Source organism: Catenulispora acidiphila DSM 44928, from assembly GCF_000024025.1.
GTDB lineage: Bacteria > Actinomycetota > Actinomycetes > Streptomycetales > Catenulisporaceae > Catenulispora > Catenulispora acidiphila.
The window spans coordinates 2,417,819-2,432,394 of the sequence record NC_013131.1 but is presented as its reverse complement, the minus strand read 5'-3'; the positions used below and the strand labels follow the sequence as shown (position 1 = coordinate 2,432,394).

Sequence of the window (14,576 nt, the reverse complement as noted above, 5' to 3'; positions counted from 1 at the left end):
GACGCCATGGATCACACGCTGCGCGCCGCCGCCGAGGCCGCCCCGGGCTTCATGCCCGCCGACGAGGGCCTGGCCCTGTACGAGGCGGCCGAGCGCGCCGCGAAGGTCGGCGACCTGCTGGAGATCGGCACGTACTGCGGCAAGTCGACGATCTACCTGGCCGCGGCCGCCGCGACCGCCGACCGCGTGGTCGTCACGATCGACCACCACCGCGGCTCGGAGGAGCAGCAGCCCGGCTGGGAGTACCACGACCCGAAGCTGGTCGATCCCGAGGTCGGCCTGATGGACACCCTGCCCACGATGCGCCGCACGCTGCACGCCGCCGGCGTCGAGGACCGCGTGATCGCCGTCGTCGGCCGTTCCCCGGCGGTGGCGCGGCTGTGGAACACGCCGGTCGGGCTGTGCTTCATCGACGGCGGCCACACCGACGAGCACGCGCAAGGCGACTACGAGGGCTGGGCCCACCACGTCGCGCCGGGCGGCCTGCTGGTGATCCACGACGTGTTCCCGGATCCGGAGGACGGCGGCCAGGCGCCGTACCGGATCTACCTGCGGGCCCTGGAGTCGGGGGACTTCGTCGAGGACTCGGTGACCGGTTCACTCAGGGTTCTGCGACGGGTGTAGCCCGGCGAGCTTGCCGCGCAACACCGCCCGCTCCCGCTCGTTCCCGCACAGCTTGATCGCTCGCTCCAGCTCTCCGCGCGCCTCCTCGCCGCGGCCGAGCCGGAGCAGCAACTCGCCGCGCACGCTCGGCAGCAGGTGCGAGGTCGCCCACGCTCCGTCCGCCGCCACGGCGTCCACGGCTTCCAGCGCGGCGGCGGGACCGCGGGCCATGGACAGCGCGACCGCGCGGTTGAGGTCGACCACCGGCGAGGGCGCCAAGTGTGCGAGGGCGTCGTAGAGCGAGACGATCCGCTCCCAGTCGGTGTCCTCGACCGAGGCGGCGACGGCGTGGCACTCCGCGATCATCGCCTGCAGCCCGTACGCGCCGACGCCGCGCTCGCTCTGCTGCGCGCGGGACAGCGCCGCCCTGCCGCGCCGGATCGCCGCGTGGTCCCAGCGGCGGCGGTCCTGATCGGCGAGCAGGACCGGTTCGCCGTCCTTGCCGACGCGCGCCGGGAAGCGTGCCGCGGTCAGCTCCGTCAGCGCCAGCAGGCCGTGGGCCTCCGGCTCGTCGGGCACGAGCCGGGTCAGGATGCGGGCCAGGCGCTGGCCCTCGTTCGCCAGGTCCTGCCGGATGAGCGCGTCGCCGGCACTGGCCGACGAGCCCTCCGTGAAGATCAGGTAGACCACGGTGAGCACCGAGCCGAGCCGCTCGGCGCGCTGCTCCGGCGGCGGGACCTCGAAGGGGACGCCGGCGGCGGCCAGCGCCTTCTTCGCACGCGTGATGCGGGCTTGCACCGTCGCGGTTGGGACCAGGAACGCCTTGGCGATCTCGTCGCTGGTCAGACCGGCGACCACGCGCAAGGTCAGCGCGATGCGCGCCTCACGGGAGAGCACCGGATGGCAGGCGACGAACATCAGGGCCAGCAGGTCGTCGTCGATCTGGTCCGGGTCCCACAGCACCGCCTCGCCGGCGCGCAGCGGATCGGCGGGCTCGCCGCCCGCAGCGGTGCCGCCCTCGCCCAACTCCTGGGCGAGGACGGCGTACTTGCGGTCCTGCACGGCGTGGCGCCGGAAGTGGTCGATCGCGCGGCGCCGGCCGACGGTGAGCAGCCAGCCCGCCGGATGGCGCGGGACGCCCTCGCGCGGCCAGGTGACCAGTGCCTCGGCGAGCGCCTCCTGCGCCACGTCTTCAGCCAGCGCGAAGTCGCCGGTGTAGCGGGCCAGCGCGCCGACGATGCGGGCGGACTCGATGTGCCAGACCGCGGCGACGGCGGCCCGGCCGGCGGGCTCGGTCATGTCACGACCCCCTCGCGAGGCATGACGCCCCCACCGACCATGCCGACCGCGCTGACCACACCGACTGCGCAGACCATGCCGACCATGCCGACCGCGCAGACCGGGCTGCTCAGAGCTGCCCGGTGGCCTCGCGCCACGCGCGCTCCTTCTTGATCCACTCGTTGTCCTGCGGCATCTCGTCGATCGTGGTCACCCGGCGGATCTCGGTCTTGAATCCGGGACCGGTGATCGGCGAGCGCTTGGCCCATTCCACGGCCTCCTGCATCGAGGCGACGTTGAGGATGTAGAAGCCGTTGAACAGCTCCTTGGTCTCCCCGTAGGGCCCGTCGGTCACCACCGGCGGCTCGGCCGAGTAGTCGACGATGACGCTCTCCTCGGGTCCGGCCAGACCCTCGGCGGCCAGCAGCACGCCGGCGCGGATCAGCTCGTCGTTCATCTTCCCGACCTTCTCGATCATGGCGGCGAAGTCGGTGGTGGCCATGGACTCCAGGGCCTTGTCGTCGGCGCGGAAGATCAGCATGTACTTCACGGTCGTGTCTCCTCAGGTGCTCCGGACCCCTTCCGGGCCCGTTCCCCCATAGGTCGAACGGGGGACGCCGCGGATCGACACGACCGCTGCGCGATCGGGACGGCGGAGTAGGCTCGCGCGGTGATCCACACCACAGAGACGATAGTCCCCTGGTCCGCCGGGTCCTGGCTGAACCCGCCGCCCGCGGTCCGTGAAGAGGGCGGCGACCTGGTCGTCACCGCCGCCGCCGAGTCGGACTTCTGGCGCACCACGAGCTACGGCTTCGTCCACGACGACGGCCACGCCCTGCTCACCGACTTCCCCGCCGGCAGCGCGGTCGAGGTCTCCTTCCGGTGCGCGCTGACCGAGCAGTTCGACCAGGCCGGCGTACTGGTCCGGGTGGACGAGCAGACCTGGACCAAGTCCGGCGTCGAGTTCGCGGACGGCGCGCCGCAGCTCGGCGCCGTCGTCACCCGCGGCATGTCGGACTGGTCGACGGCGCCGGTCCCGGAGTGGGCCGACCGCGAGGTGACCATCCGGGTCAGCCGCGCCGGCGACGCCCTCACCGTGCGGGCCCGCTGCGAGGACGGTCCCTGGCGCCTGGTCCGCTTGGCGCCGCTGGACCCGGACGCCGTCGCGCAGGCAGGTCCGGCGTGCTGCGCCCCGACCCGCGCCGGACTGGACGTCCGCTTCACCAAGTTCACCATCGGCCCGGCGGACGAGTCGCTGCACTGACCGGCACGAAGAGCGCGATCGCGCACCGATGAGTTCTGCCGCCCCGGATCGTCTGACCCTTTCAGGGCACCCGACGCACCCGACCCCGCACCGATCCGGAGGCACCCATGACCGCAGACCGACCCCCGCTCCCGGAGGTCACCGACCGCCAGACCTGGCAGGCCCAGCTCGACGAGCTGGCCGTCCGCGAGAAGGCGCACACCCGCGAGGGCGACAGGCTCGCCGCGGCCCGCCGCCGGCTGCCGATGGTCGAGGTGGATCCGTCCATCCCGGTCGTCGGCGCGCAGGGCCCGGTCCCGCTGCTCGACGTGTTCGAGGGCCGGCGCATGCTGACCGTGTACTACGCCATGTGGCACGACGACCGCGCCCCGAAGGACCAGTGCGAAGGCTGCACCTTCTTCACCGCCGAGGTCCAGGAGCTGGCGTACCTGCACTCCCGCGACGTCACCTATGCGGTCTTCTCGCAGGGCCCGTACGAGCTCAGCCGCGCCTACTACGACTTCCTCGGCTGGGACGTGCCCTGGTACTCGGCGCGCGACTCCGCCGAACAGCTGCTCGCCGACCGCTGGTTCGGTATGCGCGTCAGCTACCTGCGGGAGGGCGACCGCGTGTTCGAGACCTACTGGACCACCGGACGCGGGGTGGAGCGTGCCGCGCCGAGCTACGCGATCCTGGACGAGACGCTCTACGGCCGCCAGGAGACCTGGGAGGACTCGCCCGAGGGCTGGCCGAAGGAGTTCGGCGTCTCCGGTGAGCAGTTCCGGGTCGAGGGTCGGCCGACGGCGCAGTGGGTCCAGCTCAGCGCCGGCAAGAAGGAACCGTTCTAGAGCCGCTGTACCACTCATCCCCGGGCTGCCTCCCGAAGTCCTCGAACTTCGGGAGGCGGCCGTTCGCGCAGCTCAGCAGCGGCGAATGAGCCTGTTGTCAGTCCTTCACGTTGTACTGGTCGTGCTCCAGGAAGAAAGCCTCTCCCATCGTGTTCTGCATCCCCTCGACCAGACCGCGGAAGTAGTTCTCGCGCGGCGCGCCGGGGGCGAACATCAGCAGCATCGAGGCCGGCTCGCCGGACTCGTTGCGGAACGCGTGCAGCCCGCCGGGCGGCACGAACAGGTAGTCGCCGGGCGTCGCCTCGACCCACTTCTCGCCGTTGAACAGGCGCACGGCGCCCTTCAGGACGAAGAAGGCCTCGCTCATGGTCTTGTGGAAGTGCGTGCCCGGACCGCTCGGCGCCGCCGCGAAGTCCCAGCGGTAGAGTCCGTACAAACCGCCGGAGGTGTCGGAGGTCGACAGCAGGCTGCAGGTCCCGCCGGAGGCGAAGGTGATCTCGGGCTCGGCGCCGGCCGGCCGGAACGTGGCGCTGACCTCGCCGGTGTCGGCGAAATAACGCGGGTCCGGGTAGGACATGTACGCATCCCTTTCTGAGTACCTCGGCGGATGTGATCAACACGCCGCTTCCGTAGTCTGTCCGATGTCGGAAACACAGTCGACCCGGGGGGGTTTTGCGGGTAATGCAGATCGGGACTGACCCATCACGGCCCGGCCGCTTGGTCGGCGGCCGGTATCGCCTGGTAGACCGGTTGGGCGCCGGCGGAATTGGCCGCGTCTGGCGGGCCCATGATCAGACGCTGGGCATCGACGTGGCCATCAAGGAAGTCTCGCTGCCCTTCATGCTCTCGGAGGCGCAGCTGGCCGAGCGGCTCAGCCGGGCCGAGCGCGAGGCCCGCAACACCGTGCGGCTGCGCGACCAGCCGGGCATCGTGACCGTGCACGACGTCGTGATCGACGACGACGCGCCGTGGATCGTGATGCAGCTGGTCTCCGGCACCTCGCTGGACGAGCACCTGACCGAGCACGGCCCGCTGAGCGTGGAGAACACCGCGAAGGTCGCCGACACGATGCTGCGCGCGCTGGCCGCGGCGCACGCCGCCGGGATCGTGCACCGCGACGTGAAGCCAGCGAACGTGCTGCTCGCGAGCGACGGCCGGGTCCTGCTCACCGACTTCGGCATAGCCCAGCACGAGAACGACAGCTCTCTGACGATGACCGGCGCGGTCATCGGCTCGGCGGAGTACCTGGCGCCCGAGCGCGCCCGCGCCGCCGAAGCCGGTCCGGCCTCGGACCTGTTCTCCCTCGGCGTGACGCTCTACCAGGCGGTCGAGGGCGTCTCGCCGTTCCGCCGCGACTCGCCGACCGCCACGATGACCGCGGTCTTGTTCGAGCAGCCGAAGCCGCCGAAGAACGCCGGGCGCCTGACCGGTCTGTTAGCGGCGCTGTTGGCGAAGGACCCGGCCCAGCGGCCGACGGTGCAGGCGGCACTGCGGATGCTGAACGAGAACCCGGCTGGCGTCCCCAGCCCGGCGCCGACCCTGGCGTCCGCCTCGACACCGCCCACGCCGCTGATCCCGCCGACGCGGGAGCTGGCGAACGTGTCGCACGCGGGGCACGCGGGGAACGTCCCGCCGTATCACCCCACACCGCACCAGCCGGCGCCGTATCTGGCCGGCCAGACGCTGACCCCTCCCCCGCCGCCGAAGAGCGGCACCGGGATGAAGGTCGGGCTGGCGGCCATGGGGGTCGTCGCCGTCGCGGCGCTGACGACGCTCGGCATCACGGCGCTATCGCACTCCGGCACGCCGCAGGCCGGACCGACCACGTCGACGACCTCGAAGACCGGCACGCCGACCGGGACGCCGACGCCCTCCGCGACGACCCCGACGAGCCCGACGAGCCCGGATTCGCTGGACACCTCTGACACGTCCGACACGTCCGACACCTCGACATCGACCAGCACCCCGCCGGACACCGGCGGCAGCAAGGCCGGCTGCGCCGAAGCCTCCCGCGACCTCGACGCCTTCAACGCCGCCGACCCGGCCGCCAACGGCGGCAAGGACTTCCAGATCGCGGCCGACCACGCGCTGGCCGACAAACTGGCCGCGGACGCTGCGAAGGCCACCGATCCGGCGGTGAAGGCGGCGATCCAGAGCGAGGCGGACGGCTGGAACACGTTCGCCAACGCCTACCAGCACAACGACACCACCGGGATGAACAAGCAGATCCCGTTGACCACCAAGGACATCGCCGCGGTGAACACGGCTTGCACTTCCTGACTCTCCACCGATGACACCGGCCGCGGAAGGGATGCGGTCCGGTGGGGTGTGGTGTGGCATGGTGCGCTCGCCGGTGAAGCGCGAGATGCACGCCAGCCTCAGCCTTGCCAGCCTCAGCCTTCGAAGCTGATGTCAGCCTGCTGCTCAGCGCACCGCACTGTGTGGGGTGCTCGCCGGCGAAGCGCGAGATGCACGCCAGCCTCAGTCTTGCCAGCCTCAGCCTTCGCAGCTGATGTCAGCCTGCTGCTCAGCGCACCGCACTGTGTGGGGTGCTCGCCGGCGAAGCGCGAGATGCACGCCAGCCTCAGTCTTGCCAGCCTCAGCCTTCGCAGCCGGTGTCAGCCTCGTGCCCCGCGCACCGCACTCAAGCCGCGACGCACTCCGCGACCGAGCACGCCACCGGCAACCCTTCGGGCAGCCCGTCGCCCCCGAACACCGCGACCGTCGCCTTCTCCTCGGCGAGCACCGCGAGCGCCAACAGCAGGGCGCCGGCCGTCCACGTGGTCTTCTCCACCGGCCACAGCGCGGGCTCGTGCCCCGCGCCGTCCGCCTCGAAGACGCGGCCGGTCCAGTACATCCCGTCGGCGTCGTCGCGCAGATGCTGGATGTCGCGCAGCAGCATCCGGGCCCGTTCGGTGTCGCCGATCGCCCACAGCGCCAGTGCCAGTTCGCAGGTCTCGCCGCCGGTGACCCACGGGTTCGTCGAGACGCAGCGCACGCCGAGGTCCCGGACCACGAAATCGTCCCAGCCCTCGGCGATCCGCTGCTCGGCCGCCGCTCCGCGCAGCGCCGTGCCGAGCACCGGGTAGTACCAGTCCATCGAGTACGTGCCCTTGTCCGCGAAGCGCTCCGGGTGCGCCGTGAGCGCGTGCCCCAACCGGCCGCACGCCAGCTCCCAGTCCGGGCGATCGCGTCCGAGGCGCTCGGCGACCGCCAGCGCGCAGCGCAGCGCCTGGTACATCGACGAGCAGCCGGTCAGCAGCGCCTCGTCGGCTTCGCGTCCCTGCTCGTCGCGGCACCACAGGATCTCCCCGCCGGCGGTCTGCAGGCTCAGCACGAAGTCCGTCGCGCGCTGCACCGGCTGCCACATCTGGGCCAGGAAGTCCTCGTCGCCGGTCGCCAGCCAGTGGTGCCACACGCCGACCGCGATGTAGGCGCTGAAGTTGGTCTCGCGCAGCCGGTTGGTCGGCTCGGTGACGCCGCCCGGCGCGTCGGCGTACGCCGCGTACCAGGAACCGTCAGGGTTCTGCGACGCCGCCAGCCAGCGGTAGGCGGCCAGCGCGCGGTCCGCCAGCCCGGCCGCGTCCAGCGCCATCGCCGCCTCGATGTGGTCCCAGGGGTCCAGGTGGCCGCCGTGGAACCACGGGATCGCGCCGTCGGGACGTTGGAGCGCGGCTATCGCCTCGACAGTGGTCCGTATCTGCGCGGCGCTCAGAACCCCTTCACAAGCCAGGAGTTCGGTCGCGGCGGCGAGCCCTTCGACCGGCGATGCGGACCGCGCGGACCGCACCGTCATGCGGCGGGCTTCTGCGCGTAGACGACCAGGCTCTTGCCGAGCACCGGGTTCAGCAGCGCCTCGCTGGCGCGGGTGAGGGCCGGCGCCTTGATGATGTCCCATTCCAGGAGCTTCTTGTACGCCTTCACCGGGGCGTTCTCGTTGTCGACGCCGACGGCGCACTTCAGCCACCAGTACGGCGCGTGCAGCGCGTGCGCGTGGTGCAGCTCGCCGGGCACGACGCCGGCCGCGCGCAGCTTGTCGATCATCTCGCGCCGCTTGTAGATCCGGATGTGTCCGCCCTCGACCTCGTGGTAGGCGTCGGACAGCGCCCAGCAGACCTTCTCAGGGAACCAGCGCGGGACCGTGACGGCGAGCCGCCCGCCGGGTTTGAGCACCCGGACCAGCTCGGACATCGCCAGCCGGTCGTCGGGCAGGTGCTCCAGCACCTCGGCGGCGACGACCGCGTCGAAGGTGCCGTCGGCGAACGGCAGGCCGTAGGCGGTACCGCGCACCGCGATCGCGCTCGCCCCGGCGGGGACCTCGCCGGCCGTCTGCATCGCCGCGAACCACTTGGTCACCTCGGCGACCTCGTCCTGGCTGTAGTCCAGGGCGACCACGTCAGCACCCTGACGCAGCAGCGCGAAGGCGTGCCGGCCGAAGCCGCAGCCCATGTCCAGCACCTTCTCGCCCTTGGCGATCGGGAACTTCTCGAAGTCCACGGTGAGCACGTCAGACCCCTGCCTTTCTGCCACGGCGGAGCCTGTCGGCGGCCATGCGGTCCCAGTCGACCGGATCCCGGTCGGCCTCGATGAGCGCGCGGTAGCGCTCGGCGGTGGCGATCGCGGCGGCGCGCCACGTGAACTTCTCCAGGACCCGCTCCCGCGCCGCGGCACCCAGCCGGGCCCGCAGATCGGCGTCCCGCAGCACCCGCGTCAACGCCCCGGCGAGCGCCGAGGGATCGCCCGGCGGCACCGCGAGCGTGGTCTCGCCGTCCCGGCCGGCCACCTCGGGGATCGCGCCGCCGGTGGTGGACACCAGAGCGGTCCCGCAGGACATCGCCTCGACGGCGGGCAGGGAGAAGCCTTCGTACAGCGAGGGCACGCAAGCCACCTCGGCCGAGCGGATCAGCTCGACGAGCTCGGCGTCGGAGATGCCGTGCACGAAGCGCACCGCGTCGGACAGGCCCAGGCGCTCGATCGCCTTGGCGACGACGCCGTCCTCCTTGGCCCTGCCGACGACGACCAGCTGCGCGTAGTCGACCTCGACCCGCACCTTGGCCAGCGCCTCGACCAACGGCAGCAGGCCCTTCAGCGGCACGTCGGCACTGGCGGTGGTGACGATCCGCCCCGGGACCTTGGCCACCGAGGCGTCCGGGGCGAAGGAGTCGGTGTCGGCGCCGATCGGGATCGTGCTGATCCGCCGCTGCGGGACGCCGAGGTACTGCTCGATCTCCGCGGCCGAGGAGGAGGAGACGGTGATGATCTCCGGCAGCCGCCGCGCGACGCGGGTCTGCATCTTGGTGAAGGCGTACCAGCGGCGCAGCGAGGCCTGCCGGGACTTGGTCGGCGCGGCGGCCAGCTCCAGTTCGCGGTCCACCTGGATCGGGTGGTGGATGGTCGCCATCGTCGGGAAGCCCAGGCGCGGCATGCCGAGCAGGCCGTAGCCCAGGCACTGGTTGTCGTGGACCACGTCGAACTCGCCGCGCCGCGCGGACAGGTGGCGCAGCGCGCGCAGGGAGAAGGTCAGCGGCTCGGGGAACCCGGCGGTCCACATCGTCCCGACCTCGAGCATGTCCACCCAGTCGCGGTACTCGCCGCGCTTGGGGGTGCGGAACGGGTCGGGCTGGCGGTACAGGTCGAGGCTGGAGATCTCGGTGAGCGTGACGCCGGGTTCGGGGTCGAGCACCGGATACGGTTGCCCGGCCAGCACTTCCACCGTGTGCCCGAGCTTGGCCAGTTCCCGGGAGAGATGCCGGACGTAGACGCCCTGGCCTCCGCAAAAGGGGTTTCCCTTATAAGCAAGCAAGGCTATGCGCAGCGGCCTATCTGCCATGCTCGATCCTCGCTTCGTAAGTCCGTGTCCCGCCTTCACGGCTTAGACGGCATCACGAGCGGGTCAACGGAGCATAATCCGTGGCGCTAATCTAGAACAAGTTCCTACTTCGCCCGCGCCGCAGGTGGCAGAGTTGGTGCGTGACACAGTTCACAGACGGTTCAGCAGATTTCCCAGAGTTCACAGAGGTTGAGGAAAGCCCATGACGGTTGACGCGTCGGCACCCGCCGGACCCCCCGCTTCGGCGCCGTCGCCGGTCCCGGCCCTGACGGAGCGTCAGGAAGCCCGCCGCCAGCGCATCCTGCGCGCCACCCAGCAGCTCGCCGCCCGCGGCGGCTTCGACGCGGTGCAGATGCGCGAGGTGGCGGAGTCCTCGGAGGTGGCCCTGGGCACCCTGTACCGCTACTTCCCCTCCAAGATTCACCTTCTCGTGGCCACCATGCAGGACCAACTGGAGCAGCTCCACGACCAGCTCCGCCGCAAACCGCCGGTCAGCACCGACCCCGGCGAACGCGTGGCGGAAACCCTGATGCGCACCTTCAAGGCCCTCCAGCGCGAACCCCACCTGGCCGAGGCGATGATGCGCGCCCTGACCTTCGCCGACCGCTCGGTCTCCGCCGAGGTCGACGCGGTGAACCGCCTGATCACCGACGTCATCGCCGACGCCATCCACTCCGGACGCCCCCTGACCCGCGCCGAGCTGGCAGCGGTCCGCGTGGTGACCCACACCTGGCACTCGACCCTCATCACCTGGCTGTCCGGCCGCGCCTCCATCTCGCAGGTGAAGGCGGACATCGACACGGCGTGCACGCTGGTCTCGCAGGCTACGTCGGCGGAGTGAGCAGCGGTACACAGGGGCACAGATCTCGCGTCTAGCAGATCTCGCGTCTAGGTGAGTGGCTGCACAAGGTCCGGCGATCAGTCGGTTGGCTGCTGCGCGCTTCCCAACACCGGCCACTCATCTCCCCAGTCGGCGTCGCGCGCGGCGCGGTAGACGTCGCCCTGGCGCTTGGAGACGAGCGTTTGGGCGACCGTGCCGTCCGGCTGGCAGAGCTGCATCATCACCAGTCCCTTGCGGGTCTGGGGATGCCGCAGGATGCGCGCCGGCGATGCGCCGACCGGGGTGCGGGTCGCGACGACGTAGGCGAACTTCTCGTCCTCGTACTGGAGGTCGGCGCCCTTGAGGCGACGGTGGAGCGGGGTGCGGTGGATGCGGGAGGCGAAGTGGCACCAGTCGCCTGTGGCAAGCAGCGGGCACGTTTCCGAGTGCGGACACGGTGCCGCTACCCGTAGTCCCATATCGATCAGCACGTCGCGTGCCGCGATGATGCGCTGGTAGCCGTCGGGCGTGCCGGGCTCGAGGATCGCGATGGTCTCGGCGCCGGCTGCCGACGCGCGGACCAGAGCCTGCTGCGCGTCCGGTGCCAGCTCGCTGAGGACGTAGGAGACAGTCACCAGATCCGCCCCGGGAACCTCCGCCGGGAAGCGCACCTTCCGCCACTCCGCATGCCGCAGTGCGCCCGAGAAAGCATTACGCGCGAGCCCTCGCCCCAACTCCAGCGCCTCGGTCACCTGGTCGAGAACAGTGACCTCCTTCAGCGAATCGCCGAACACCGTCGCCGCGGCCCACGCCGCCGCCCCGGTCCCGCCGCCGACGTCCACCAGACTCTGCGGCGCCCAGCCCGGCCGCCGCTCCGCGGTAGCGGCGAGCGCGGCGCGCACCGCACCCCACGTCGCCGGCATCCGGTACGCCGCATAAGCCGCGGCGTCGATGTGACCGCTGAGGATCGGGCGATCGGCACGCCCCGGGGTCCGGTACCGCGCGATCAGGCGGTCGACCGACGATTCCAGCTCACGCAACGGCAGGTCGGCGGTGGCGGCGTCGAGCGCCGCGGCGAGGTCGGTGGGGAGGTCCATAGCGGCTCCATCCTGCCATCCGGCACGCCGCTACAGCTCCAACTCCCACTCCTGCTCCACCAAGTGGTGTCCCCACATCTCGACTGCCTCCTGACGCACGATCTCGAACCCCCTCGCGCGGTAGATCCGGTGCGCCGAGCTGAGCCCGTCCACGGTGAACAGCATCATTCGCTGATAGCCAACCTTGCGCGCGAACTCCAGGCACTCATCGACCAGCCGCCGTCCGACGCCGAACCCGCGCGCCGACGGGTCGACCAGCAGGATCCTGAGTTGCGCCGTGTCCACGCCGTCCTCGGTCGGACGCCGGACGCAGGCGACGCATCCGACCCGCCGCCCCTGCACCTCGGCGATCCAGAACGCCTCGCGCTCGGCGTCGTGCGAGCCCGCGTAGTCCGCGACGATGCGCGCGACGTCCGCCTCGAAGGTCTCGTCGAAGTCGCGCTCGCTCGCGTACAGAGCTCCATGGCGCTCCACGACCCAGCCGTAGTCGCCGGGACGCGGCGCCCGAAGCACGACATCAGCTTTGGAGGGCGGCGCCTGGCTCGCGGACGCCTTGTTCTCGGCGAACCCCAGCAGCCCGCCGATCTGCCCCATGGCCTCGACCAGCCGCCCCCGGTCCCCCGCCCCCAGCCGCGAGAGCCACTCCCCGACCTGCTCGCTCGAGCGCTCGTCGAGCCCTGAGAAGACCCCGCGCCCGCGCTCGGTCAGCTGCACCGTTCCGCGCCGCGCGTCATCGGCGGCGCGCCCCTTGACCACCATCCCCTCGCTGTCGAAGCGCGCCAGGATGCGGCTCAGGTAGCCGGGATCGAGACCGAGGTCCTCCCGGATCCGCACCACGGTCGAGCCCTCCGGCCCGGCGTGCGCGATCTCCAAGAGGACCCGGACCTCGGTCAGGGTGTAAGGGCTCTTCAACAGCCCGTCCTCGAGGACGCCTATGACTTTCGTGTAGCTCCGGTTGAACGAACGGACGGCCGCCACCGCGGGTGCTAGATCCACCATTCGGCCATGGTAGGCAGCATCGTTTGACTCAGTCAATGACTGAGTCAAAGAATTTCGGGCGCCCTGGACACCGGCGGCGAGCGGCGGACCCGTCAGTCGGCCGGCGGGAACACCTCCGCCCCGCTCCCCTCCTCCACGATCGTGATCGCCTCCACCGGACAGGTCTCCGCAGCCTCCAGAACGTCGTCCGACGGCGCCATCACCTCGTGCTTCGGGCACGACTGCCGCGCCGTGTCCAGCTCGAACGCGTCGGGCGCGCGCAGCACGCACCCCCCGGAGCCGATACACAGGTCGGTATCGACAGTCACACGCCACTTGGTCTCTGCCACCGAATCAAAACCCTTCAGGGGTATAGCCGCTCGGCAAGTGCACGGTCTTCGTTTCCAGATATGCCCGCAAGCCCTCGGGCCCGAACTCCCTGCCGACCCCGGACTGCTTGAACCCGCCGAAGGGCGAATTGAACTCCATCCCGAAGGTGTTGACGCCGTAGTTGCCGGTTCGCACGCGCCGCGCCACGTCCAGCCCGTGCTCCACGTCCGCCGACCACACCGATCCCGAGAGCCCGTAATCGGAATCGTTGGCGATCCGCACCGCGTCGGCCTCGTCGGTGTACGGGATCATCGCGACGACCGGACCGAAGATCTCCTCCTGCGCGATCACCATGCGGTTGTCGACGTCCGCGAACAGCGTCGGCTCGACGAACCACCCCTTGGGCAGATCCGCCGGACGCCCGCCGCCGACGACCACCCGCGCGCCCTCGCCGATCCCCTTGGCGATATAGGACTCCACTCGATCGCGCTGCCGCTCGGCGACCAGAGGACCGATCTGCGTCTCGGGGTCGAGCGGGTCGCCGGTTCTCAGTGCCTTGACAGCCTCCGCCATCGCCTCGACGGTCTTGGCGTACCGATCGCGCTGCACCAGAACCCGTGTCTGGGCAACACATGCCTGTCCGTTGTTCATATACGAATTCGGCAGCAGTCCGGGAATCGCAGTACTCAGATCCGCGTCCGGCAGGATGATCGCCGCGGACTTCCCGCCGAGTTCCAGCGTCACGCGCGTCAGGTTCGCGCCGGCGGCGGCCAGGACCGCCTTGCCGCCGGCCGTCGAGCCGGTGAAGGCGATCTTGTCGAGCCCCGGATGCGCCGCGAGATACGCGCTGTTCTCGCGCCCCGCCGGCACGATGTTCAGCACGCCCTCCGGCAGCCCGGCCTCAAGGGCCATATCAGCGAGCAGATACGAGTCCAGCGCGGTCTCCGGCGACGGCTTGACCACCACCGCGCAGCCCGCCACGAGCGCCGGCGCGATCTTGCTCACGGTGATGAACTGCGGCACGTTCCACGCCACGATCCCCGCCGCGACCCCCACCGGCTCGCTGCGCACGATGGTCGGACCGAGCATGCCCTGCCGCAGTTCCTCCCACGGGTACTCCGTGGCCAGCCCCAGGAAGTAGTCCCAGATCATGATCGGCGCCCACACCTGCGCCAGGATCGACCAGGAGTACGGCGATCCGGTCTCGGAGCTGATCAGCTTGGCCAATTCGTCCGCGCGCGCCTCGTACCGGTCGCGCAGCCGGCGCAGGATCTCCACGCGCTCGGCCACCGCCATCCGCGGCCACGGTCCCTCGTCGAAGGCGTGGCGGGCGGCGGCGACCGCGCGGTCCATGTCCGCCGGCGAGGCCTCGGGCGTGCGGCCGAACACCTCCTCGGTGACCGGCGAGATCATCTCCAGCTTCGCGGTCGTGGCCGGGTCGACGTAGGAGCCGCCGATGAACAGTTTCCCGTGCTCGGTCACGGTGCCCATTGCGAGTGCCTCTCCGTGATGCCCGGTCTCGCGCCGAGCGCGCTGACAGGCCGTCAGA

General features: G+C 70.9%; 15 protein-coding genes. 5 read left to right on the top strand and 10 right to left on the bottom strand.

Features of this window, described 5'->3' with window-relative positions; all coding sequences use genetic code 11:
• The first annotated feature begins 6 nt into the window (after window positions 1-6).
• A complete protein-coding gene (locus tag CACI_RS10695; protein ID WP_012786359.1) occupies window positions 7-624 on the top strand; it encodes a class I SAM-dependent methyltransferase in 618 nt (205 codons plus the stop codon).
• Here the strand turns inward: CACI_RS10695 and CACI_RS10690 are convergent.
• Together CACI_RS10690 and CACI_RS10685 are read right to left on the bottom strand one after the other, a co-directional pair.
• Entirely contained in the window at window positions 598-1,902 is a 1,305-nt protein-coding gene (locus tag CACI_RS10690; protein ID WP_012786358.1) for an RNA polymerase sigma factor, read from the bottom strand. The two genes, CACI_RS10695 and CACI_RS10690, sit on opposite strands and share 27 nt — an antisense overlap.
• A 109-nt stretch (window positions 1,903-2,011) precedes the next feature.
• A complete protein-coding gene (locus CACI_RS10685) occupies window positions 2,012-2,431 on the bottom strand; it encodes a YciI family protein (protein WP_012786356.1) in 420 nt (139 codons plus the stop codon).
• Between the two features lie 120 nt (window positions 2,432-2,551).
• On the opposite strand from CACI_RS10685, the gene CACI_RS10680 reads away from it, so the two are divergent.
• Both CACI_RS10680 and CACI_RS10675 read left to right on the top strand, forming a co-directional pair.
• Entirely contained in the window at window positions 2,552-3,145 is a 594-nt protein-coding gene (locus tag CACI_RS10680; protein ID WP_012786355.1) for a DUF1349 domain-containing protein, read from the top strand.
• 107 nt (window positions 3,146-3,252) lie between these two features.
• Entirely contained in the window at window positions 3,253-3,972 is a 720-nt protein-coding gene (locus CACI_RS10675; protein WP_012786354.1) for a DUF899 family protein, read from the top strand.
• Window positions 3,973-4,069: 97 nt separating this feature from the next.
• Here CACI_RS10675 and CACI_RS10670 read toward each other — a convergent pair whose 3' ends face one another.
• Complete coding sequence (locus CACI_RS10670) at window positions 4,070-4,549, bottom strand: cupin domain-containing protein (RefSeq protein WP_012786353.1); 480 nt, start codon at window positions 4,547-4,549, stop codon at window positions 4,070-4,072.
• Window positions 4,550-4,653: 104 nt separating this feature from the next.
• On the opposite strand from CACI_RS10670, the gene CACI_RS10665 reads away from it, so the two are divergent.
• The gene (locus CACI_RS10665; protein WP_012786352.1) at window positions 4,654-6,252 is read left to right on the top strand and encodes a serine/threonine-protein kinase; all 1,599 of its coding nucleotides are present in this window, start codon (window positions 4,654-4,656) and stop codon (window positions 6,250-6,252) included.
• 364 nt (window positions 6,253-6,616) lie between these two features.
• Here CACI_RS10665 and CACI_RS10660 read toward each other — a convergent pair whose 3' ends face one another.
• The 3 genes from CACI_RS10660 to CACI_RS10650 are packed head-to-tail and all read right to left on the bottom strand — an operon-like array spanning window position 6,617 to window position 9,802.
• Window positions 6,617-7,768 (bottom strand): prenyltransferase, encoded by a 1,152-nt coding sequence (locus CACI_RS10660; RefSeq protein WP_012786351.1) that lies wholly within the window; start codon window positions 7,766-7,768, stop codon window positions 6,617-6,619.
• Complete coding sequence (locus CACI_RS10655; RefSeq protein WP_012786350.1) at window positions 7,765-8,478, bottom strand: class I SAM-dependent methyltransferase; 714 nt, start codon at window positions 8,476-8,478, stop codon at window positions 7,765-7,767. The genes CACI_RS10660 and CACI_RS10655 overlap by 4 nt, the downstream gene beginning before the upstream one ends.
• Window position 8,479: 1 nt before the next feature.
• Entirely contained in the window at window positions 8,480-9,802 is a 1,323-nt protein-coding gene (locus CACI_RS10650) for a glycosyltransferase family 4 protein (protein ID WP_012786349.1), read from the bottom strand.
• A 202-nt stretch (window positions 9,803-10,004) separates the two neighbouring features.
• Between CACI_RS10650 and CACI_RS10645 the strand changes: the two genes are divergently transcribed.
• Window positions 10,005-10,643 (top strand): TetR family transcriptional regulator, encoded by a 639-nt coding sequence (locus CACI_RS10645; RefSeq protein WP_012786348.1) that lies wholly within the window; start codon window positions 10,005-10,007, stop codon window positions 10,641-10,643.
• Window positions 10,644-10,720: 77 nt separating this feature from the next.
• Here CACI_RS10645 and CACI_RS10640 read toward each other — a convergent pair whose 3' ends face one another.
• The 4 genes from CACI_RS10640 to CACI_RS10625 form a co-directional block, all read right to left on the bottom strand.
• Window positions 10,721-11,719 (bottom strand): small ribosomal subunit Rsm22 family protein, encoded by a 999-nt coding sequence (locus tag CACI_RS10640; RefSeq protein WP_012786347.1) that lies wholly within the window; start codon window positions 11,717-11,719, stop codon window positions 10,721-10,723.
• Window positions 11,720-11,749: 30 nt separating this feature from the next.
• On the bottom strand, window positions 11,750-12,718 hold the full coding sequence (locus CACI_RS10635) for a bifunctional helix-turn-helix transcriptional regulator/GNAT family N-acetyltransferase (protein ID WP_012786346.1): 969 nt from the start codon (window positions 12,716-12,718) through the stop codon (window positions 11,750-11,752).
• Window positions 12,719-12,810: 92 nt separating this feature from the next.
• A complete protein-coding gene (locus tag CACI_RS10630) occupies window positions 12,811-13,026 on the bottom strand; it encodes a ferredoxin (RefSeq protein WP_223297501.1) in 216 nt (71 codons plus the stop codon).
• Between the two features lie 25 nt (window positions 13,027-13,051).
• Entirely contained in the window at window positions 13,052-14,518 is a 1,467-nt protein-coding gene (locus CACI_RS10625; protein ID WP_012786344.1) for an aldehyde dehydrogenase, read from the bottom strand.
• Window positions 14,519-14,576: the final 58 nt, after the last annotated feature.

What these genes read in the sequence shown, in the direction of transcription:
- CACI_RS10695 (WP_012786359.1), top strand. Translation starts at nt 7, where the DNA reads ATGGATCACACGCTGCGCGCCGCCGCCGAGGCCGCCCCGGGCTTCATG.
- CACI_RS10690 (WP_012786358.1), bottom strand. Translation starts at nt 1,902, where the DNA reads ATGACCGAGCCCGCCGGCCGGGCCGCCGTCGCCGCGGTCTGGCACATC.
- CACI_RS10675 (WP_012786354.1), top strand. Translation starts at nt 3,253, where the DNA reads ATGACCGCAGACCGACCCCCGCTCCCGGAGGTCACCGACCGCCAGACC.
- CACI_RS10670 (WP_012786353.1), bottom strand. Translation starts at nt 4,549, where the DNA reads ATGTCCTACCCGGACCCGCGTTATTTCGCCGACACCGGCGAGGTCAGC.
- CACI_RS10665 (WP_012786352.1), top strand. Translation starts at nt 4,654, where the DNA reads ATGCAGATCGGGACTGACCCATCACGGCCCGGCCGCTTGGTCGGCGGC.
- CACI_RS10660 (WP_012786351.1), bottom strand. Translation starts at nt 7,768, where the DNA reads ATGACGGTGCGGTCCGCGCGGTCCGCATCGCCGGTCGAAGGGCTCGCC.
- CACI_RS10650 (WP_012786349.1), bottom strand. Translation starts at nt 9,802, where the DNA reads ATGGCAGATAGGCCGCTGCGCATAGCCTTGCTTGCTTATAAGGGAAAC.
- CACI_RS10645 (WP_012786348.1), top strand. Translation starts at nt 10,005, where the DNA reads ATGACGGTTGACGCGTCGGCACCCGCCGGACCCCCCGCTTCGGCGCCG.
- CACI_RS10640 (WP_012786347.1), bottom strand. Translation starts at nt 11,719, where the DNA reads ATGGACCTCCCCACCGACCTCGCCGCGGCGCTCGACGCCGCCACCGCC.
- CACI_RS10635 (WP_012786346.1), bottom strand. Translation starts at nt 12,718, where the DNA reads ATGGTGGATCTAGCACCCGCGGTGGCGGCCGTCCGTTCGTTCAACCGG.
- CACI_RS10625 (WP_012786344.1), bottom strand. Translation starts at nt 14,518, where the DNA reads ATGGGCACCGTGACCGAGCACGGGAAACTGTTCATCGGCGGCTCCTAC.